The 22,974-nt window shown below is 42.8% G+C and carries 13 protein-coding genes; all 13 read left to right on the top strand.

Annotated features, from left to right (window positions below; genetic code table 11):
- Positions 1–51: 51 nt before the first annotated feature.
- Positions 52–1,371: an ABC transporter substrate-binding protein gene (locus ACSQ8O_RS31700; RefSeq protein ID WP_056615562.1), complete on the top strand. Its 1,320-nt coding sequence runs from the start codon at positions 52–54 to the stop codon at positions 1,369–1,371.
- A gap of 230 nt (positions 1,372–1,601) precedes the next feature.
- On the top strand, positions 1,602–3,668 hold the full coding sequence (locus tag ACSQ8O_RS31695) for an alpha-glucuronidase family glycosyl hydrolase (protein ID WP_436244896.1): 2,067 nt from the start codon (positions 1,602–1,604) through the stop codon (positions 3,666–3,668).
- Between the two features lie 173 nt (positions 3,669–3,841).
- Positions 3,842–4,801 carry a carbohydrate ABC transporter permease gene (locus ACSQ8O_RS31690; RefSeq protein WP_436244895.1) on the top strand — a complete coding sequence of 320 codons (960 nt, stop codon included), beginning with the start codon at positions 3,842–3,844 and terminating at the stop codon, positions 4,799–4,801.
- Entirely contained in the window at positions 4,798–5,640 is an 843-nt protein-coding gene (locus ACSQ8O_RS31685; protein WP_436244894.1) for a carbohydrate ABC transporter permease, read from the top strand. Before ACSQ8O_RS31690 ends, ACSQ8O_RS31685 begins: the two co-directional genes overlap by 4 nt.
- Before the next feature lie 98 nt (positions 5,641–5,738).
- Complete coding sequence (locus ACSQ8O_RS31680; RefSeq protein ID WP_436244893.1) at positions 5,739–7,472, top strand: sensor histidine kinase; 1,734 nt, start codon at positions 5,739–5,741, stop codon at positions 7,470–7,472.
- A 192-nt stretch (positions 7,473–7,664) separates the two neighbouring features.
- Positions 7,665–9,284, top strand: a complete 1,620-nt coding sequence (locus ACSQ8O_RS31675; RefSeq protein WP_436244989.1) for a response regulator transcription factor — start codon at positions 7,665–7,667, stop codon at positions 9,282–9,284.
- 75 nt (positions 9,285–9,359) lie between these two features.
- A complete protein-coding gene (locus tag ACSQ8O_RS31670; RefSeq protein WP_436244892.1) occupies positions 9,360–10,436 on the top strand; it encodes a Gfo/Idh/MocA family protein in 1,077 nt (358 codons plus the stop codon).
- Between the two features lie 572 nt (positions 10,437–11,008).
- Complete coding sequence (locus tag ACSQ8O_RS31665) at positions 11,009–16,156, top strand: hypothetical protein (protein ID WP_436244891.1); 5,148 nt, start codon at positions 11,009–11,011, stop codon at positions 16,154–16,156.
- Positions 16,157–16,231: 75 nt separating this feature from the next.
- A complete protein-coding gene (locus ACSQ8O_RS31660) occupies positions 16,232–17,917 on the top strand; it encodes an S-layer homology domain-containing protein (protein ID WP_436244890.1) in 1,686 nt (561 codons plus the stop codon).
- 198 nt (positions 17,918–18,115) lie between these two features.
- The gene (locus tag ACSQ8O_RS31655; protein ID WP_056615540.1) at positions 18,116–18,952 is read left to right on the top strand and encodes an AraC family transcriptional regulator; all 837 of its coding nucleotides are present in this window, start codon (positions 18,116–18,118) and stop codon (positions 18,950–18,952) included.
- A gap of 278 nt (positions 18,953–19,230) precedes the next feature.
- Positions 19,231–20,175, top strand: a complete 945-nt coding sequence (locus tag ACSQ8O_RS31650; RefSeq protein ID WP_436244889.1) for an ABC transporter permease — start codon at positions 19,231–19,233, stop codon at positions 20,173–20,175.
- A gap of 13 nt (positions 20,176–20,188) precedes the next feature.
- Entirely contained in the window at positions 20,189–21,061 is an 873-nt protein-coding gene (locus tag ACSQ8O_RS31645) for a carbohydrate ABC transporter permease (RefSeq protein ID WP_436244888.1), read from the top strand.
- A gap of 68 nt (positions 21,062–21,129) precedes the next feature.
- Entirely contained in the window at positions 21,130–22,734 is a 1,605-nt protein-coding gene (locus ACSQ8O_RS31640; RefSeq protein WP_436244887.1) for an extracellular solute-binding protein, read from the top strand.
- The last annotated feature ends 240 nt before the right edge of the window (positions 22,735–22,974 follow it).

The following is a 22,974-nucleotide window of genomic DNA, read 5'->3' as shown; positions in this document are numbered from 1 at the left end:
TACGATAGTAACAGAAATAAAAACAATAAATGACATTCAGGAGGGGTAACAATGTTTACATGGAAACGTTCTTTAGCCGTTTTGGCTACAACAACTGCTTTGGTTGGATCACTGGCTGCTTGTGGTGGTGGCGACAAAGGAACAACTAGTAGTTCAGCACCAACTGCCGCACCGACAGCGACAGCCAAGGCATCCACCGAGCCGGTAAAGCTTCGTATTATGTGGTGGGGGGCTCAGAATCGTCATGACGCAACCTTGAAGGCACTTGAATTGTACACGAAGAACAACCCGAACGTAACGTTCGAACCTGAGTACTCTGGTATGGACGGTTATCTGGACAAATTGTCCACGCAAGCGGCTGCCAACAATGCGCCGGATATTGTACAGCTTGATCCGGGCTGGACTCCCGATTGGGCTGCCCGCAAGCAATTGGTTGAACTGACTCCAACTGTGGATGTAAGTAAATTTGATGCTAAACTGATGGCTGGCGGACAATCCGGCGGTAAACAATTCGGTATTCCCCTTGGTTCTGTTGCCTTTGGTATGATTTATGACAAAGCGGCAATGGATAAACTAAGCATAAAGAATCCTGCTAATGGTTGGAACTGGGATGAATACTTTGCTCTAGCCAAAGAATCTAAGTCGAAATTACCTAGTGGAACGTATTTCACTAAGGATTACGGCGGTAATTACTTCGTTTACTCTGCCTATCAGTATGCTAAAGGGAAAGGTTCGGTTGTCTCCCCAGATGGCAAATTTAATGTAGATCAAGCGACTTACCTAGAATGGACTAAGAAATTCGAAGAATTGCGCAAAGATGGACTTGTTCCTCCAGCTGACGTAAATGCCTCTGACAAAGAAAATGATCCTAAATTGGACCTAATGGTTTCAGGGAAAATCTTGGTACGCTATGCTTTCTCTAATGGATATGGTACGTATGATAGCTTGAAAAAAGGTGCCTACGCTTTGGTGACCATGCCTCGCGCCTCCGCTCCGGGCGGCTGGTTGAAGCCTTCGATGTACTTGGCTGTTAGCGCAAACTCGAAGAAGCAGGAAGAAGCTAAGAAGTTTGTCAACTGGTTCGTTAATGATGCTGAAGCAGCTAAAATATTGGGAACAGTTCGCGGTTTGCCAGCTAACAAAGACATTTCTGCCCTTCTTCAATCTAGCTTTAGTGATCAAGATAAGGTCGGTTTGGATCTGCTTCGCGCAACAGAGAAAGACGGTCAAACTTGGGATTCAACAAGCGGCTGGACCAACTTTATTGACAAGGATTGGACGTTGGTCGGTGATCAACTTACTTTTGGTAAAATTACCCCACAACAAGCTTTTGATCAGTTGAAGTCTGCATCGAAGTCATACGAAAAGTAGTCTATGTCAGATACCCTGGAACAAGTATTTGTTCCAGGGTATCTTTTAATCTTTTTGAATGGGATTGGAGGATATCATGGAAAGATTGATACTAACAGCTAGAAGCGCGTTAAGCACGGATTATACTGCTTTGGGCCAGTGGATGTATCATAGAAAGTCTTTCAGGTGTCATTTGGGAATACAAACACTGAGATAATAATGAAGACAACACGAGGAGGATTTATTTATACATGGGCACATTTTCTACCTTCCAAACCGGCAGCGGATATCAAGCATGGCTAGGATACCGCCAATTGTTACCCGGTGATCGATTCGATCAATATGCGGTTTTTAACCGAATTCACATAACGGAAAAGGATTCAGTTATTCAAACCGCAGTATCAGAATTAACCCATGGTCTAGAGGGGATCTTGGGCGTGCAGCCTGAAATTGCGGAACAAGGGAAACCTGTCATTGCGATTGGAACATTTGGCAACAATCCTCATGTAGATCGTATAGTAACAGCGGAGAAAATTACACAGGTTGGGCAGGAAGGCTATGTCATTATAACTGATAAAAAAACCGATTGTATTGCAATCGGTGCGGCTTCCGCCAAAGGAGTGTTATACGGAACCTTCCACTTGCTTCGTCTGTTAAGTACAGGCTCGGACATTAACGAATTAGATATTGTTGAAAATCCTATCAATATGTTACGGATGATCAATCAGTGGGATAATATGGACGGCAGCGTGGAAAGGGGCTATGCCGGCGAATCCATCTTTTTCAAAGATAACCTGATTACCGAAGATCATGGCCGTATTCGAGATTACGCAAGAATGCTTGCCTCCGCAGGGCTGAATGCAATTGTAATCAATAATGTGAATGTTCATAAAGTGGAAAGTAAACTAATTACAGAATTTTTGCCTGATGTGGCCAAACTGGCTGCTATTTTCCGTGAGTACGCAATCAAGCTGTTCCTATCGGTCAATTATGCCAGCCCTATCGAAATCGGCGGTCTGACGACTGCGGATCCCCTTGACTCGGATGTGCGCCAGTGGTGGAAAGAAAAAACAGCGGACGTTTATGCGGTTATCCCGGATTTCGGCGGCTACTTAGTAAAAGCGGATTCTGAGAACCGACCGGGACCTTTTACTTACGGCCGAGATCACGCTGACGGCTCCAACATGCTGGCTGAGGCATTAGAGCCATTTAGTGGCATGGTTATTTGGCGTTGCTTTGTTTATAACTGCAAGCAGGATTGGCGCGACAGAAAAACGGATCGTGCTCGAGCCGCCTATGATCACTTCAAGCCCTTGGACGGTCGCTTTATGGATAACGTCATTTTGCAGATCAAAAACGGTCCCATGGATTTCCAGGTCAGAGAGCCTGTATCTCCGCTGTTGGGAGCCATGCCGTCCACAAATCAGGTGCTAGAATTCCAAATTGCTCAGGAGTATACAGGACAGCAACGACACGTGTTTTATTTAATCCCTCAATGGAAGGAAATTCTGGACTTTGAAACCTACACCAATGGTGAAGGTTCATCCATTAAGCGTATTGCCAGCGGGGCGGTTCATGGCAATCGGTTGGCAGGCATTGCTGCTGTTTCCAATATCGGCGATGACATGAATTGGACAGGCCATTTGCTGGCGCAAGCCAATTTATACGGCTATGGAAGGTTGGTTTGGAATCCAGAATTGACTGCTGAGAATATTGCCGAGGATTGGATTAAACTTACATTCGGTGATAATGAAAATATCATCCATGTAATTAAGAACATGCTATTGAGTTCGCCAGACATTTATGAGTCCTATACGGCACCGCTAGGCGTTGGTTTTATGGTTACTCCCCATACTCACTATGGCCCTGATGTAGACGGATACGAATACGCCAAATGGGGGACGTATCATTATGCCGATTGGCATGGAATCGGTGTTGATCGGACACTGGCAACAGGTACTGGATATACATCCCAGTACAACTCACCTAATTTTGAACGATATGAATCTCTAGCAGATTGCCCGGACGAACTTTTGCTTTTCTTCCATCATGTTCCCTATATTCATGTCCTTCATTCGGGTAAAACCGTTATTCAGCATATATATGACACGCATTTCGAAGGTGTGGAAAAGGCAGAGCAGCTTGTTACACAATGGTACAGTCTAGCTGGAACCATGGATGAGGTACTGCATAAGCAAGTTGCTGAGCGTATCGAAGAGCAAGTGGAGCATGCCAGAGAATGGAGAGATCGGATCAATACTTATTTTTACAGAAAAAGCGGGATTGCCGACAAGGCCGAACGATTGATTTATTCCTAAAGTAATTCTACCTATGTATAACGCCATTCGAGGAAGCAGCCACGGCTAGCTTCTTCGTTTTTCGTTATATTTTATAATAATTCGATGATTTCCCTACTATAGACTGAGATGAGCGACTTATATAATAGAGTTATAAAATACCGATTATAAAGAAAGTACAGAGGTGATTATACTTGAACAATTCTACTACCGTTGCTGCAAACGGCGCTGAAGTGAAAAAGAAGCGCAAGTTTCTCAGCAGATGGGATGCCCCGTTAGCAGGTTATTTGTTTATTTCTCCATGGTTAATCGGATTCTTTGGATTGACGGCGTATCCTATGTTTCTATCATTGTATTATTCACTTACCGATTATACGTTGCTCGAACCAATTAAATGGATTGGTTTACGGAACTATACCCGTATCTTTACAGATGATCCGAGATTTACCCAATCAGTCAAAGTGACATTTCAATATGTGCTGGCATCTGTACCGTTGAAACTGGTTGCCGCTTTGTTGGTGGCAACACTCTTAAATAAGGCTATGAAAGGTATTTCCTTTTATCGAACCGCGGTTTATTTTCCTTCTCTTATCGGTGGAAGTATTGCCGTATCGATTTTGTGGCGTAATATTTTTGGTGTTGACGGAATCTTTAACGAAATTCTGTCCATATTCGGAATAGTAGGAAAAGGTTGGATTACGAATCCTGGCTCTGCGTTATGGACGCTGATTCTCCTAACGGTCTGGCAGTTCGGTTCAGCCATGGTTATCTTCCTCGCAGGATTAAAGCAAATTCCAAACGATCTTTACGAAGCGTCATCCGTTGATGGTGCGAACAAGGTTTTACAATTTTTCAAAATTACGCTACCAATGCTTTCACCGATTATTTACTTTAATTTAATTATGGGTGTAATCAATTCATTCCAAATGTTTACTTCTGCTTTCGTAATTACCAATGGCGGACCGATGAATTCTACGTATGTATACGCATTATATCTATATGAGAGGGCCTTCAGTCGCTATGAGCTAGGATATGCTTCAGCTTTAGCATGGATTATGCTGGTCATGATTGTCATAGTAGCAGCCATTATTGCTGGCACTTCGAAGTATTGGGTCTTCTATGAAACTGACACAGGAGGTAAAAAAAGAAAATGAACATAAAATGGAATTCTACTGTCCGCCATACCCTTATGATTGTGTTCAGTATTGTTATGATTTACCCCTTAATCTGGTGGGTTGGCGCATCACTTAAATCGAATGCAGAGCTTGGATCGCCTGGGATCTTTCCTTCGGTTCCCAAATGGAGCAACTACACGGATGGATGGCATGCAATTCCCGGACGCACATTTACTGACTTTTATTTAAATACCTTCAGTCTTGAAGCAATGGTTTTAATTGCAACGCTTTTTTCAACCACCTTGGTTGCATTCGGCTTTGCTCGTCTAGATTTCCCATTAAAGAATCTCTGGTTTTCTATTCTTATGATGACTTTGATGATGCCTTCACAAGTACTAATTATTCCGCAATATGCTATGTTCCACCAACTGGGTTGGGTAAACACCTATCTTCCATTTGTGGTTCCTCACTTGGTGGCAAGTGGAGCGGGCGGTAGTTTCTTCGTCTTCCTGCTGATTCAGTTTATCAGAGGTATCCCAAAAGATCTTGACGAGTCTGCGAAGATTGACGGTTGTTCATGGTTTGGTATATTCTGGCGTGTGGTTCTGCCACTGACCCAACCCGCAATTGTAACAATCATGATTTTCTGCTTCCTGTGGAACTGGGATGACTTCCTTGGCCACTTGCTGTACCTGAACTCGGTAGATAAATACACCGTAGGCTTGGCGTTGCGGATGATCAATGATGCTCAATCAGCTCAAGAATGGGGCCAATTGCTGGCAATGTCTCTAGTATCTATACTCCCTGCAACTATCGTATTTACGTTTCTGCAACGTTATTTTGTTGAGGGCATTGCGACGACGGGGATTAAAGGTTAAGATAAATTTGAATATGCAAATTGGACGGTAAAGAGACGAGTTTCCTTCGTAGCTTTACCGTTTTCTTTCACAGTAATTACAGTTGGGAGAAACGCCAGATGACTAACATTTTCAAGAAGTTTCGAATTGAGAGCCTATTTTTCCGCAGCTTTTTTGTTCTCATCTTTCTGGTTCTAGTCAGTATTGTTTGGACGAGCTACAATATTTCTTCTAAAGCTCTGGTGAAAAACACCTCCCATTATCAACAACAATTGCTGGAAGAATTGAACAATGAAATTTCAACACGGCTAACAATGATTGAGCAGATATCCTTGTCCACTTCCCGTGACAATGAATTGATTAGACTTCTTTGGAATAGTCAGGATGAATTCGATCGGCACCAAAAAGCCGACAATGTCCAGAACACCATGGCCAACCTTACATATTCCATCCCTATCATTCAAGGTATTGACCTGTATATGGAGCGTCCGTTCCGGAAAGAAGAAAATAGTTACATCCAATTCTGGGATATAGAGGACTTGGATAATCGAAGAGAATGGAGCCAGTATTTGGACAAAAGTGATTTTGCCTGGACATCCGAGTATGAAATTCCTAGCTTCACGGGGAATGTTCCAGTTCTTAGCTTTGGGAGGAAAATATTATTTAATGATACTTTTTTAGGTGTTGTTGTTATTCATGTAAAAGCCGAAGAAATCCGATCCCTGTTAAAAGGCCGCTCAAGGGGTTCCAATCGGATTATGACAGACAGTAACGGGCAGGAAATTTTGAAAATAGGTGAAATGCAGGAGCAGTTCGAAATGAGTCAAAGGGCGAACATGGAAACCGAGAAATCCGGCTTTATCCATATCCGCGGGAATTCTACAGTGGGAGATTCGCTTTTGGTATATTCGAAGTTGTCTGACTCCAATTGGACTTTAGTAGAAATGACACCATGGGATCAGATTACTGCAAGTAGCGTCCATTTGGCGGAGGTTATTGTTATCATTGGAGTTGCCGCTGTACTGCTGATGTTAATGCTGACCCTCTATTTAAGTAGACAATTTACGAAGCCAATTAATATGCTGGTATCTGCCATGAGCTCCTATTCGATCGGTGGTAAGAATCAGGACTTGCCAGGAGATTACCAGAACGAGTTTGGTTATTTATTTGCCGGCTACCGAAAGCAAAACGAGCGGATCGAAGATTTGTACTTATCCCTCCAGCAGCGATATGAGCAACAGCGTAAAGCTGAAATTGAAGCGCTACAGGCTAATATTAATCCTCACTTTCTCTACAACATGCTTGACCAGCTGAACTGGATGGCCATTGAGGCCGGACACGAAGAGCTTAGCCGAATTCTGGAACTGATGGGACAAATGTTTCGGATCGGCTTATCTAACGGAAACAGTTTCATTCCAATTGAAAATGAATTGGAGCATATCCGATGCTATCTGGAAATCCAACAGCTTCGTTGGGGGAACGGCCTTGATTATGCTATTGATGTGCCAATAGATGTCATGGAACTGTATATTCCTAAACTAACCTTGCAGCCCTTCGTTGAAAATTCCATTGTTCATGGATTTAACACAAGGCTGACTGGTTCTGTCCATATTCAGATGAACCGTTTAGAGAATTCGCTCCAGATCATCATCGATGATGACGGTATCGGTCTCCAACAAGTGGTGGAGAATAAGCGTAAGCGTCACACGGGTGGTTACGGGATTCGCAATGTAAGAGAAAGAATTGCAGGCTATTTCCGTCATATCTACGGCGTTGAGCTGTACGAACGTGAAGAAGGGGGAACCCGTGTCGAAATATTCCTTCCATTATTGACAGAACCACCAACCAATTAACAATATACTAGAGAAATGAATGAAGAACCGTGATATTTTATAATAATTTGTGCATCATTCCTATTTAAACCTTTATCATAGGTCGTTATTATGAAGATGATGGCAGTCAGGAACGCCTAGAATCCAGTCATAGTTGTTAGACGTATTACTCTTGAATGCTAATAAATGTAATAGCTAAAGGAGGTAAATATGGTGTGGAAGATCGCGATTATTGACGATGAACGCCAAGTGCTTCAAGGAATGAAGCGCGCCATTCCTTGGGATGAATTGGAAGCAGAGTGGGTTGGGGAAGCCATGAATGGCGTCGATGGGTTAAATATGATCCGGAGTACACAGCCGGATATTATTATAACGGACATATATATGCCCCTTATGAATGGCTTAGATATGATTGAACAGTTAAGAAAAGAAGAATTTCCTGGAAAGATTATCATTTTGAGCGGTTATTCTGATTTTGAACATGCCAGACAAGCTCTGAGGTATAACGTCAGTGATTATGTATCAAAGCCGATCAGTATGCCGACGTTAAAAGTGATTCTAAACAAGGTTATCCAAGAGCTGATGGATGTGGAAGAAAAGCGGATGAAGCAAGGCGAGTTGGAGCACAAGTTGATGCTGTATGAGCCGTTTATTGAGAAGGAATGGGTGCGTTCAGCTGTAGTAGGTACATTGGACAGTGCTAACCAAAGCGGAGAAATTCTGCCTCAGCCGTATCGTTTCTGGTCCAATACTTACCATGCAGTGATCGGGATTGAACTAGTTCGTGATGAAAGGGTACGTAAATTTTCAGTATCGGACTGGAACTTATATCGATTCGCCGTTAGTAATATTGTTTACGAGCTGGCTCGCAAGGTATTTCCATCTGTGGAGTATACAGAGCTTCACAGCACACGTGCTGTATTAATTATTCATCCGGAATCGGATAACAATGAACACACACACACAGCCATTAAAGATTTGAGTATTCAGATTATTGAAAGCGTTGCAAGCTATCTGAAATTGATGTGCCGTGTCGGAAGTGGAAGCATAAAGTCCGTTTGGACCAAAATTCCAGATTCAACGGAGGAAGCATTCCGTGCCATTGATACGAGACAACTACGAGTAATCCCATCCTTTGAGTTTTATGCTTATCAGAGGGAAGCGGTGACAGAACAGGAGCAGGTCGCTTTGTTTCCAGTGAAATTCTCTTACGAGCTCGCGAATGCCATGAAGTGTGCCCAGAAAACTAAGGCTCAGCAGCTGGTTGTTGATTACATTGGAGAACTGGAGAACCAGGTGGGGATAGGATCTGAATATGTTCAGATGTTAGGTAGTGAATTATGGGGGATTATCTCGTACTGTCTTTATGAGGCTGGACATGTACTTGACGATCTATTCACGAACGACCAGATTGCGAAAGAGATAAAGGACTTGATCCAGCCTGATCAGCTGCAGAAGTGGTTATCTGAAAAAATTTCCATTATATGCGACAGCAGACAATGGAAGGGGAGCAGTAAACACCGTCAGGTCGTTGATTTCATTACGCACTACATTCATGAGCATTATGCGGAGGACTTAACGCTGGCTATTCTGTCGGATAAAGTTTTCATTTCACGGAACCATTTGTCTATCATTTTCAAAAATATGACCGGTGAAACCTTCAATACTTATCTGACTCGTGTCAGGATTGAAAAAGCTCGCGAACTGCTTTTGGAACGGAATATGCTGGTTTATGAGGTTGCAGAGAGCGTTGGATACAAAAACTTTCCTTATTTCAGTCTTCTTTTCAAAAAAATGACCGGCATGAACCCTACAGACCTCATTAAACTATGATCTCAAAACCGTTAATCTACATATGTAATTATTTACTATAATTAGGATTGCATTCAATAAAATGGGGTGTGTGTAATGGCGGTGAAAATCAGCATTATCGGAGGAGCTGGCTTCCGTGCGCAGTACTTTTTACGAATCGCGGAAGCGCTTCCGGAGCGGTTTCAGATCATCAGTATGGTGATAAGGGATCTATCAAAAAGGATCACGATGCAAGAAAAATGGAGAGTACCAGCCTATCATTCCCTAGAAGAGCTTCTAAAGTATGATCAACCGGACTTCATTGTACTATGTGTAAGCGGCTCTCAGAGCCTGGACTATCTGTTTAAGCTAGCGGAAATAGGGATACCGGTTTTGGTAGAAACGCCTCCTGCACCGGATATGCAGGGACTAGAACTTCTTCACGACAAGTTGACATTGACTGGAGCACGCGTGCAAGTAGCTGAACAGTATCAATTTCATCCCGTGCAGGTAGCACGTTTAGCCCTAATCCGTTCGGGAAAACTCGGGGTTGTTACGGAAACGACAGTTTCCATTTCCCATTTGTACCACGCCGTCAGTTTGATCCGTCGCATGCTCGGTATTACATTTGAAGAAGTCAAAATCAAAGCCATGCGTTTCGAATCCAGATGGGTTAACGGTCCTACCCGGAACGGTCCACCAGAGGAAGACAGGATGATTCCCATGCAAAGAGATATGGCATGGTTAGATTTCGGGGAAAAATTGGGAATTTATGACTTTACCAAAGACCAGCACCGTTCATGGGTTCGTTCCAACCATCTCTCCATAAGGGGAGAGCGGGGAGAAATCTTCGACAACCGTATTCTGATTCAGCAGGAGAACATGGTTCCATTGCAAATGGATATGAAGCGAGTCAACCGGGGGGAGTATGAAAATACAGAAGGTTATTTTCTGCAAGGAATTCTTTGCGGGGAACAATGGTTGTACCAAAATCCTTTTGCTCCGGCAAGACTTTATGATGATGAAATTGCTATTGCCAGCTGTCTGACGAAGATGGCTAATTATATCAATGACGGTTCGGAGTTTTACAGTTTGTCAGAGGCTTCACAGGATCACTATTTAGGTATGATGATTGAAAAAGCGTTAATAACGGGAGAGACCGTGATCGCGTCTAGACCGTATTGGGCTAAATAATGCGGACTATTAAGCCTGAATTTTCGGTCTATTTTATAACAAATCGTGGATCATTCATATATATTACTTATTCCTGAGTTGATACTATAGTAACAGGTAGGACAAATTATTATATGAAAATAGAAAGGGGAACAATATTTAATTCGAAACATTCCTGACCGTTTTGCCTATAACAAATGCGTTGTTGGAATGTGGGCTGGTGGTAGAAGTGATAAAAAGTACAAGCAGTCCATATCCTAATACCGCATTGTTGGAAAGGTATCTTACGAATTATTCTAAGTTGTATGAATTATCTAATCATTCAAGGAGTGATTAGCGAAGATTCAAAGAAGGGGTGAATTTTTGCGATAACAACAAGCTCGTGGTTTCGTTTACTTTGTAATTCTGGGTGTGTTTTCTTTAACTAAGGGGAGTACAGCAGATACAGAATGCATCTCTCCTATATGTAAGCGTTTTCAATTAATTCAAGTTAGTTGAATGTAAGGAAAAAGTGGGACATGAGGAATGGTTGCAATGATGATCCCGCAATCACCTAAGGTACATTTGAATAAAGCTAAGGAGGAACAAGTAGAATGAATTTGAATAATTGGCGAAAGTCGCTTTCGATTAATTTAGTTAGCGCACTGATGATATCCGCTATTGCCCCTATGGTAGTTTCCACCTCGGTTCATGCAGCGGTTACCGCTGCACCAGTAACAGCCAACTGGTACACGCAATATCAGACGATGGATGGTTTAGGTGCCGCATATGCCTACACGGATTCCGTTCAAATGATGCAGCTTGCTGCAGCTGGTCATCAAGACACCGTAAGGCATCTGTTGAATCTGACATTCAGTGAAAAAGACGGAACTGGACACGACATTGTACGTGTGATCATCGGGGATAACGGCGGCCTAACCACCGCTAATGCTACAGCAACTAGCCCAGGCTTCAACCCGGTAACAGGTTTGCTTGCTGATGTCACCAAACCAGGTTTTGACATCCAAGGTAATCCAATTCCCTTGAGAGGCACAGCCGGTCAGTACGGATATAAAATTGAGGCAAGTGACCGTTTCTATGATGGAAATACCGATAGCATTTGGCCAAACGAGCCAGAACATGCCCCAGGTACGCTTGTGCCTGTCGAAGGATTCGTATGGGATTACCCGTCTTGGAATCAACCGATTGCTAATGACGATGGAGGCCCCACCAATCTCTTAAGTGCACCCGGCCAAAATCCTGTAATCATCAAAAACTCTCCACGGACTCGAAAAGAGCTGTTCGATTTCGATCAGGTATGGACAATGCTTCAAGCTAAGCAGTATGGCGTGAATCAATTCTATGCCTGCACATGGACTGCACCTTATTGGATGAGTAATTCGTCAACCAATGCACCTAACAAGATTATTCGAGCGGACGTAGCTACAATTGACGGAAAGCCAGTGAAAATTTATTACCAAGCTTTTGCTGATTATCTTGTCAATTATATCCGAGGCATGTGGGAGCAGTGGGGTATTCCCATTACCGATATCAATCCCTTTAATGAGGTTGACCTTGCAGGCGGAAGCGCTGCATATGTGACAGAGCTTATTGACAGCTACATCGGTCCTACTCTGAAAAAATCGATGCAACCAGGCGGTGCGCTCTACGATATTAAGGATCCAAGTGGTAAGATTATTGATTTTATACCTGAGCTTGCTGCTGTAGATGGTACCAACCTCAGTGCATCAATAAGCAGAGGCGGTGCGGTATTTTCTGAAACTGACCCAGGTAATGCAACAGATAAAAATCCGTATCTCGACACGTTTACGACTCATTTGTATGGTACGGTCGGTATCGGTACAGACGAAACAAAGCTATACCATACCGGTGACTTTTCACAAAGTCCGTTGGATTATACGAAGGATGGATCCAAGTATCCGGAGTTTCTAACCAAATATAAGCTATGGCAGGCCGAATTCATGAATCAGGATACAGGCGACGGTTCTGCAGGAGCCTATACGCAACGATACGGCAATCAGAATATCAATGATGCTGTTCGTTGGTCCAACCTATTGACGAATATGTTTACCAGCAATCCCGGCTTCAACGGCTTCGTATGGTGGAGTATGTGGGATAACAACGGTGCTGATGGTTCCGACCTGATCCGTTTCGTAAACACTAACTCCCAGCAGAAGGCTGGGCACGCAAGTACACTAACTGGAGAGTACCGTTTGTTCAAACGCTTTTACGGCTATGGACATTTCTCTCGATTTATTAAACCGGGCGATGTACGCTTCGATGTAACACGAGCGCCTGCAACCGATATTAATGTTGTTGGTTTCAAGAACCCGATGAATAATGATTTTGCTATGACTGTCTCCAACGCAAAAAATGATGATAGTGTCCAGCCATTGGAATTCACACTGAAGGATTTCCCAGCAGGTACAACAAGTGTAACTGTGTTCCGTACTTCGGGTAGTGAGAACCAGAAGAAGCTGGCTACGATTCCTGTAAGTAATGGCAAGTTCGTTATCGACATCCCTTCGGCTAGCATTGTTACCATCGTACCGTCCCAGGGCACCTTTGCCACTTATAACGGTCTTGATGGTGAACGCGATATTTTCTCTTCCCTAGAAGCGGAAGGAAATGACAATAGCGTACCTGGTAACACGACAGGAAATGCTGGTCGCGACAATGAAGCTGTCACACTTGGTAATGGTGAATACCTTGCATATAAAAATCTTAATTTTGCGGATGGTTCTGCAAATGGCGGTGTGGTCCGCAGACACTTGTTGTACCTAACCGCACAGACGAAGTCAACAAAAGGCGGCAATCTTCAAGCCTATGTATTACCAGTAGGAACACCTGTAAACAACACGGCTGATATTTTATCGAAAGGTACGCGGGTAGCTGATATTTACGTACCAGCTAATAATAAATACGGAAAATTCCAGGATATGGTAGATACGGGCGATCTTAGCGCATACGGCCATAAGGATCTCTATATCGTAGCTGCTGCGAACGGCACAAGTGATACAATCACCGTAGACCGCTTCTTATTTGGGGCAAATGATTCCGATTGGAGTACAGCCGCTAACAACTCAACGGTTTCCATACCAGGCAATATTCTTCTTAATGGAGACTTTGACACGACAACTGCGTCCAATACAAACAATTGGTCTACTGGTCGTTATAACAATGGAACGTTTGAACAGACCGTCACAGGACCTGTATTAACAGCGGATAACATTCAGAGCTACTCGGGTATATCCCGTTATCTGAAAAACAGCAACACATCGAAAGTAGCTGGATCTGGAAAAATTGCCAACCGTATCAATGCCCAAGAGCAGTATGACGGATTGTGGCAGGATGTCACCGGTAAACTGGCCAAGGGAGAAAAGTATAACTTCAAAGGGTACTTCCTCGCCATGAAGAGTCGTCCAGAGAGCTATGATATTGCAGCTGAAAACCCTGGTGACGTGGAAGCCGAACTCGTGTATTACGACAGCTCAGGACAGCAATTGGGTATGACACGGATCAATGGTCGTGATATGCCTGAACCTTACGCAGCCCGTGAGGCCGGAGATCCTGCCTATTGGAGCAATGGCCAGTTAGTTGGCCGCATCCTTGAGGGCGGACCAGTCAGTTTAACCTCCTTCCAGCCTGTAGATATAAAGATTGCAGACTGGCATGAGACACTTAACCAATCATTCACTTATAATGAACCAGTTGGTACTGCTAAGGTGGTTTTGGCACTCTATGCGAAGGATTCCAACATTCTTTATGCAGACCAGCTGTCACTAACACCTGATTTGATACCAACATACAGTATTTTCGTTGATGGAGCGCAACCTTCCAACTTTGATGCTAACAAGTTTGATTACACGTATACGGTAACTGGAAGTACAATCCCAACCGTAACGGCATCTACAAATGATAATGATGTACAAGTAAGTATTTCGCAAGCGGATAGTACGCAAGGTACAGCTGTTGTACGTTTTATTAAAGGTCAAAATGTGAAAACGTATAAGATAGCACTTAGTACTACTGAGGTCATAAGTTTTGCCAATGGGCTTCCAACAGGTTGGCAGGTAGCGAACCCAACGGATCCTCAAAATCCCCAAAGTGCTGTAACTTACAGTGCAACGGGAGCATCAATCGCAACTCAAAAAGCGGATACCGATTATCCGATTAGCCATAATATCCTGCAATTCCCGGGTACTGCTAATGGGAACTGGACACTTTCAGCGAAGCTTACCGTGAATAAAGCACTAAGTGACTCTTCTTTTGCAGAGAATACGCAAATTGGTCTAGGTATGAGCCGAGTTTCAACAGGTGAATACTTCAGAATCAATGCAAGAAAAAATAGTACTGCTATTAAAATTAATAATTCGGATATGGTTGGTACCACACCACATTCTAATACAACTGGTCAAACAACCTTAAGTGGTACAGACTATTATCTTCGCATCGTGAAGACTGGAAATGATGTGCAAGGGTATTATTCAAGGGATAATGGTTCTACCTATTCACCATTAGGGAATACTTCGTCAAATGTCGCGACGACTTTCTCGCCGGAGTTCTTTACTGATGCGAAATTGCAATTGTACGCAATCAACCTTAGTGCTACAGCAGATTTGCAAGCGACATTCTCCAATGTGACATTAGTGAAGACATTGGCTAATTCTGGCGATGTTAGTGCGGATCAACAGGCAGTGGAACAAGCAGCAACTCTACTTGGTAACAGTATCACGGTTCCGAATGCAACTGGTGATGACGCAGCAACACTGAAAACAAAAGCCCAACAATTACTTAATAATAATGCTAATCTGAATTCATTAGGGATTACCACCCAAATTCTTGGTGATGGTGCAGATGGTAAATTTGTACTGAACATATCTAAAGGAGCCTCAACGATAACTGTAAATGGTTTTACCATCATCGGTCAGGCGGGTTTCTCAGCGGCATTAACGGGGACAACCAGCGTTACTCCTGGTCAGTCTTTTAACGTAAACTATGGATTAGTAAACGTAACACAAGGTGTGTATGCCCAAGATCTAACCCTAAACTTTAACGCTTCCCAGCTCGAGCTTCAAGGTGTTCAATCCTTGAAAACAGGTGTTTCTGTAGCAGATAGTCATGTTATAGCTCCGGGCCAAGTTCGTGTCCTGGCCTACTCTCAAGGCGTAGCGAATGCGGTGTACGGAAGCGGGGATCTTCTTCAGTTTCAGTTTAAGGCACTTTCTTCATCCAGTACGGTGATTAGTTCCGTATACCTGTCAGAAGTTAAAGTATCCGACGAAATCGGAACGGTCACGACTGTGAATAGCGGATCCACGTATAACGTTACCATCGAAGCAAACATAATCGATAAAACTGCTTTAAATGGTACTATTGCTACAGCAGTCGCGAGTCTCGATGCGGCAATGGAAGGTTCTCTGTGGGGACAATATCCAGCTGGCGCCAAAGCGGCATTGCAAACGGTCGTTAGCCATGCACAATCAGTGGCATCGAATGCCTCAGCTACGCAAGATCAGGTAAATCAGACGCTCGCTCAGCTTAGCAGTGCACTGCAAACCTTTACTAGTTCTATTCGTACCCAAGCTACAATAGGTGATTTGGGAGTCCTAGCTAATCACTACAATAAAACCTCCGATTCACCGGACTGGAACATCTCTAAGCGTTACGATAATAATCATAACGGACGGATTGATATCTCTGACCTTGCGTACATCGCAAGACTTATCCTGAATTACTGAAGCAAGCAATGATTTCCGGAGGAAGGTTACTCTATACCTTCCTTCCGGTATTTTGGTGGAGAGGATGAAGAAGCTATGCTTAGAAGACAAGGTATGATGGGAAAGGTTCTTGCAATAATGTTGTTATGCACAATTTATTTGCTTCCTGTATCTCCTGTACATGCGGAAGATTCACCTCAATTTATTTTGACAACAACATCCGACTCGACTACAGTTGGTAGCGAACTGAAGGTTAGCATCCGAGGCATGCAACTGAATGACTTGTATGCCTATGAGTTAAACCTTACCTATGATTCGACAAAACTCCAATTTAAAACTGCAGTAAGCAATGTAACAGGTGGATTTACAGTCCCCACCATTCTTAACGGGAACCAACTTCAATTGGCACATACAAGTTTAGGACCCAATAGGGGATTAGATGGGGATAACAATCTATTTACACTTACATTTACAGGTCTTTCTACTGGAACAGCCGACATCTTGCTTGACAAAATCACCTTAGTGGACTCCCAATTGAATTCTTCTGATGTAGTCGGTGGTTCTCAGAAAACTATTACCATTGTGAATAGCGGTAACGGAAATGGTAACGGAAATGGTAACGGAAATGGTGGTGGAAATGGTAGTGGTAGTGGAAATGGAAACGGAAACGGAAACGGAAACACTCCCCCTAATACTGACCCAGTAAAGATTACGGATGATGGTAAAGGTAAAAAAACCATAGAGCTTCCGGCTGCTGCCAATGAAGTGAACATAGCATTGAACCAAATTGGAACAGATCCCCAGACTCATTTGGAGATCAAGAAGGAAAATCTTAGTGTGGAACTTCCTCCTGAGGTATTGCTGCAACTAAGAGATAATTTATCTGTTGAACAATGGAATGACAGCAGGCTTTTATTCACTATGAATCCCCTGTCACTTAAAGAAGCAGATACTCTTATAGACAAGAGCCAACAGTCATATAATGTCGATTTAAAGCCATCTGGCAACGTATACGAATTCAGTTTGCAATTAGTCACAAGTGACAATCACATTACGTCATTAAAAAATTTCACCAAACCAATTACTTTGCGTTTCAAAGTAGATCCTTCCTTTAACGCTAAGCTTGTCTCCATTTATTACATTGCAGATGATGGGAAGCTTGAGTTTATTGGGGGTACCTACGCAAACGGAGTAATTTCAGCCGAGATTTATCACTTTAGTAAATACGCTGCTTTAGAATACACTAAAACCTTCGAGGATGTTCCCCATATTCATTGGGCGAAGAATGTGATTACGGAGCTTGCTTCTAGGCATATTGTAACAGGTACAAGCAGCACGAATTTCGAACCAGAACGTCAGATCACTAGGGCTGAATTCACTGCTTTACTGGTGAGAGCACTTCATTTAACCGACAATGGAAATAGCAATTTTTCGGATGTTTCGGTATCAGACTGGTTCTACCCTGAGGTTTCAATTGCGGTGAAGTCAGGAATTGTAGAAGGAAAGAGTGAAACGACTTTTGCGCCTCACGCATCGATTACACGAGAAGAAATGGTCGCTATGCTTATGCGTGCTTATGAAAAGCAACACAGTAATGCTGCTATGTCTTCGGTAACCGCTTTTGATGATGAGGACGCTATATCTTCATGGGCCACGACTTATGTCAAGAATGCGCGAGCTTTACATTTTGTTGAGGGTCGAGAGGGCAATTTATTCATACCTCAAGGAGTCGGAACTAGAGCAGAGGCTTCTCAAGTTATTTATAATTTCTTGGGGCAGTAAAGTCGTAACTCCTACAATCGGTGATTTGGGAGTATTGGCTTAGCACTACAATCAAACTTCTTATTCATTAGACTGGAACCTCTATAAACGTTACGAAACAAATTATAGCGGCCAAATTGACTAATAGCCCTTGGGCGCTCCAGTATGAGCGTTCAAGGGCTGTTATTTTAAAATATTATATTTGAAAGGATAATTTCTATGGAATATTTCGGGATTAATCCTCAAATTGAATTATTCATCAATAGACACTCCACACCTAATTGGATTATTGAAGATGCGACAACAGATTTTTACGATTTAACATATATCTTCAAAGGAAGGGCTTACTACTGCATTAATGGAAATGTGTATGAAGTAAATCAAGGAGATCTCCTGTGCATCCCTAAGGGCAGTCGCCGAAGTGCAACCACTGACTCTGCAAATCTAATGACCAGTTATGCGCTGAATATTCAACTCTACGATAAGGAAGGCAAGGATGTTAATCTACCGTTTCCATTAATATCTCATATCGGTGAGCCCGAAGAATTACATTCACTGTACAATGAATTAACATTTGAATGGTTAAAGAAAAATAAAGGTCATGAAATGAAAGCACGCGCATTGTTGCTTATGATCCTTCATTACTATTTCAAGGCTTTATACTATAAAGACAACAATGTGAACATAGACAAACGAATACAGAGATCCATTAGATACATTTTAAGCAACTTGCAAAATCAAATAGAAGTTGAGGTGCTAGCATCCATTGCTGGCTTGACCACTGCGTATTTTGGAACTTTATTTAAGAAATACATGGGTGCATCCGTTAAAGAATATATTAACAGAATGAAAATCAATAATGCTGAGAATATTCTCCTTAGCGGTGAATTTACTGTACAGGAAGCAGCTTATAAATGCGGCTTTGAAGATATTTATTATTTCAGTAAAGTATTCAAAAAAATAAAAGGTTTCCCTCCATCCAGAATTTTGATAGAGAATAGTAGGTCTGATCGACAGGAATTTGAAACCCTAAGCAATAGGATATTAATAGGATAATCTATATTTCTGAAACGAATGCACGCTAAACAACATATAGTGTTGTCCTAACCTGACAAGAACCTTTGATTCTCGCTTATTCGGAGGTTCTTTTCGTTGTTGTTATGAGCGAAACAAAAAGTCATCCATAATTTATACAAACGGTATAAAGTTTTTCCATGGATTTTGAAAGCGCTTAAATTTACAATTTAAGTATAAAAAGAAAGAATCATAGAAGCCAACGAGATTATGTAAAAAATACACATAGGTGAGTAGACCATATGGAGAGGAACGATGTAATGAAAACTGAAGCTAGCACAACAACCTCCATTCCTACAGTCAAAGGAGGTGGCGTTGCCTATTTGAAAAGACAGTGGTCACTATATGTAATGATAGTCGTACCAATGGCATTTTTCATCATTTTTAGGTATATTCCGATGGCTGGCGTTATGGTTGCTTTCAAAGATTACAACATATTTAAAGGGATTTGGGCCAGTCCATGGGTAGGGTTCGCAGTCTTTAAGGAAATCTTCGCCATGCCCGAATTTTATAAGGCACTTCGAAACACGTTGATGTTGAACGTGCTCGGATTGCTTACCTTTCTGGTTCCCATTATTTTAGCACTTCTTCTAAATGAACTTCGGGTGCAGTGGTACAAGAAGATTAGCCAGACGTTGATGTATTTGCCCCATTTTATTTCGTGGGTCATTGTAGGGGGGATGGCCATCGAGTTGCTATCAACCAATAATGGTTCGATTAATCATATGTTGATGGCAATTGGGGCTTCCCCCATTCCATTTTTGGAAAAACCGGCGCTATGGATTGCAACTTATGTTGGGGCAGGGGTTTGGCGCAATGCCGGATGGGGAATGATTCTGTATTTAGCAGCACTTACGGGAATTAATAAGGAATTGTATGAAGCGGCAGAAGTGGATGGTGCAACCAGAATGCGTAAAATCTGGCATATTACTTTACCAGGCATAAAGCCTACCATTGTCGTCCTGTTCATACTTCAGATTGGTAATATGGCCAATATCAGCTTCGAGCAACCTTATGTTCTGAAGAACTCATATGTGATGGATTACGCTCAAGTAATCAGCACCTATGTATATTCTGTAGGGATTCAATCCGCAAGATTTGCACTTGCAACTGCTGTCGGTTTGTTCCAGTCCGTAGTCGGATTAATTCTTCTTCTGTCGGCAGAGTTCATTTCGAGAAAAATCAATAATCAAGGCATTTTTTAATGGGGGTACATCTATGATTCAAAATCCGGCTGAGAAAATAGGCAATACGGTTATTATGCTTCTACTGGGTATCTTTTGTTTGTTCTGCGCGGTGCCCATGATCCATATTTTCTCGTTATCGCTCAGTGGTAATCGGGCAATCATGTCTGGCGAAGTGACATTATGGCCGATAGATTTAAATTTCGAACCGTATAAGAACGTATTTGGTGACCTAAGCATGATCCGCTCGCTGATGTTTACGATCTGGCTTGTTGTCATTTACACAATTGTGAGCTTGATCGCCACGATCCTAGCTGCTTATCCACTTAGCCGGCGGAATTTTAAGGGGAAGAACATCCTGTTCGCTCTAATCATCATAACGATGTTCTTTAATCCAGGGATTATCCCAAACTACTTGTTGATAAAAGAGCTTCATATGTTGAATAGCGTATGGTCGCTGGTCTTACCTCTGCTCATTAATGCATTCTTGTTAATTATCCTGAAAACATCGTTCACCCAGATCCCAGCTGAACTAGAAGATTCTGCCTGGATGGACGGATGTGGTCATTTCCGCTATTTGATGCGAATCGTGCTACCGTTGTCACTACCGATTTTAGCGACATTGGCTTTGTATTCTGCGGTCGATCGATGGAACATGTTTCAGGATGCGCTGTTCTATATTAACGACGCACACCTATATCCGATTCAACAAAAGCTATATGAGATCGTGATTAACAGCCAGGTGAACGATGCCATAGCCCAGGAAGGATTTGGAGGTTCTTCTCCAGTGCCAGAGAGCTTGCAGGCGGCAAGCATCATGTTCGCAACTGTGCCAATTTTACTCGTATACCCATGGCTCCAACGTTATTTTATCTCTGGTATGCTTGTGGGTGCAGTTAAAGGCTGATAGCTGTCTCGACCGTTTCAAGCGGTTGAATTCACTATACACTTAAAAGATTAAAGGGAGGATTACGCATGCGAGTAAAATTTCGCAAAACCATTACAGTAGCAATGGCAGTTTTAGCGACGTCTGCTATCGCGCTAGCAGGCTGCAGCAACTCACAAAACAGCCCAAGTAACTCAGCTACTCCGGGAAGTTCGACAGTTGCGGGCGAGACCCCGAAAGGTCCACCGATTAATTTGACGGTTGAGCTGTTTGATCGAAGTAATACGCCAGCAGGCGCACCGCCAATCACTGACAATTTCATGACGCAGTATGTTCAGAAGAACTTCGGAGATCCGAACAATATCACGGTTAAATTCATCACTGTCCCTCGCTCCGAGGAGGTCAAGAAATTGAATGTATTAATGGCTTCCGGAACTGCGCCCGATCTCGTCTTTACGTACGACAAGCCAACTGTTCAAAGTTACGTGCAAAGCGGTGGTATTGCGGATCTTGGGCCAGCGATTGAGAAATACGGACCACAGTTGAAGAAAGTACTTGCTCCAACACTGAAGGACGGCGTTTTTAACGGCAAGCAATTTACCATTCCAGCGTTACGGGTTATCCAATCGCAAACGACAAGTATTATCCGTAAAGATTGGTTGGAAAAATTAAATCTGCCTTTGCCGACGACGACGGATGAATGGTATCAAACATTGAAAGCGTTTAAGGAGAAGGATCCGGGTAATACTGGCGGAAAAGTGATTCCTTTTACGTTGATAGATATGTTCCATATTAAACCGTTGACCAACTCATTCTGGGATTGGAATAAAATTACCGAAGAGGACTTGTTCGCTGATCCAGATGGGTGGACATTGCCTGGTAACAAGGAAGCTTTCAAGTTCCTAAACAAACTATACAACGAAGGCTTGCTCGATAAAGACTTCCCGCTTGCGGCAGACTTCAGCCAGACATTTAACAAGCAAGTCGTAGGCGGTCTTGCAGGTTCTGCCACACCGAACACAAACGATCCTATTTACAGTGGATACTATGCAAACCTGAAGAAAAACAATCCCGAAGCTGTTCTCGCGACGATTGATCCGTTCAAAGCATCGAACGGCAAGTATCCTAAACCAATGTATTCTCCTAGCGGTGTTTATCTGATGGTTCCAGCAGCGAGTAAAAACGTTGATTCAGTTATCAAATATTTGAACTGGATGGCGGAACCGAAGAATCTTATCGCGCTGCAATTCGGACAAGAAGGCGTTTCTTACAAAACAGGTGACGACGGCATTCCATTTGCTTTGACAACGCCTGAAGCTAATCAGATTCTCTTTAATAATCAAGATTACGCCATGATTATGAATGGTAAATACGTGAGCACGGACACACCAGAAAAGAACATGGCAGCCAATGCGACCGACCCGCAATTTAAAGACTTCACCATCAGCAGTATTAAGACGGGTGCTCGTGACGGGTATACAGGCCCGCGCGTGGACATTCCGATTCAGGCAGAAATTAAGTACTCGCAGATTCTGAATGACAAGGTCAAGCAGATGCTTGCAAAAATTATTACTGCCAAGTCTACCGAAGTCGACAGTATCTATGATCAGCAACTTAAGGAATGGAAGGATGCTGGAGGGGAAGCCGTTATGAAAGAAAGAAGACAGGCGTATCAACAATCCTACAAGAAATAATTCTATATTGTCTAAGAAACTCGGTTCTCTCTCAATGGGGGAACCGAGTTTCATCATTCCACCACTGTTGCGCACCAGCCAATGTACGAAAAGCGCCGGATATTTTCGTTGTGACCTTCACAATCCGAATATCAAGGGGGCTTGATGAAAGTAAGGCCAACAGAGATCATGAACCAGGGTCTAAGTTGTAACCGCTTTCTAAAAAAATACAAATGATCTATTATCCATCCATGGAGTTAA

It is taken from the genome of Paenibacillus sp. LjRoot56, assembly GCF_964253335.1.
GTDB classification, from domain to species: domain Bacteria; phylum Bacillota; class Bacilli; order Paenibacillales; family NBRC-103111; genus Paenibacillus_E; species Paenibacillus_E allorhizoplanae.
Note: the sequence above shows the minus strand (reverse complement) of the source record. Positions and strands in the feature narration are given on the sequence as shown.

Bases quoted from the DNA above. Each gene is read 5' to 3' on its own strand.
- ACSQ8O_RS31700 (WP_056615562.1), top strand. From the start codon at position 52: ATGTTTACATGGAAACGTTCTTTAGCCGTTTTGGCTACAACAACTGCT.
- ACSQ8O_RS31695 (WP_436244896.1), top strand. From the start codon at position 1,602: ATGGGCACATTTTCTACCTTCCAAACCGGCAGCGGATATCAAGCATGG.
- ACSQ8O_RS31685 (WP_436244894.1), top strand. From the start codon at position 4,798: ATGAACATAAAATGGAATTCTACTGTCCGCCATACCCTTATGATTGTG.
- ACSQ8O_RS31680 (WP_436244893.1), top strand. From the start codon at position 5,739: ATGACTAACATTTTCAAGAAGTTTCGAATTGAGAGCCTATTTTTCCGC.
- ACSQ8O_RS31670 (WP_436244892.1), top strand. From the start codon at position 9,360: ATGGCGGTGAAAATCAGCATTATCGGAGGAGCTGGCTTCCGTGCGCAG.
- ACSQ8O_RS31665 (WP_436244891.1), top strand. From the start codon at position 11,009: ATGAATTTGAATAATTGGCGAAAGTCGCTTTCGATTAATTTAGTTAGC.
- ACSQ8O_RS31660 (WP_436244890.1), top strand. From the start codon at position 16,232: ATGCTTAGAAGACAAGGTATGATGGGAAAGGTTCTTGCAATAATGTTG.
- ACSQ8O_RS31655 (WP_056615540.1), top strand. From the start codon at position 18,116: ATGGAATATTTCGGGATTAATCCTCAAATTGAATTATTCATCAATAGA.
- ACSQ8O_RS31650 (WP_436244889.1), top strand. From the start codon at position 19,231: ATGAAAACTGAAGCTAGCACAACAACCTCCATTCCTACAGTCAAAGGA.
- ACSQ8O_RS31645 (WP_436244888.1), top strand. From the start codon at position 20,189: ATGATTCAAAATCCGGCTGAGAAAATAGGCAATACGGTTATTATGCTT.
- ACSQ8O_RS31640 (WP_436244887.1), top strand. From the start codon at position 21,130: ATGCGAGTAAAATTTCGCAAAACCATTACAGTAGCAATGGCAGTTTTA.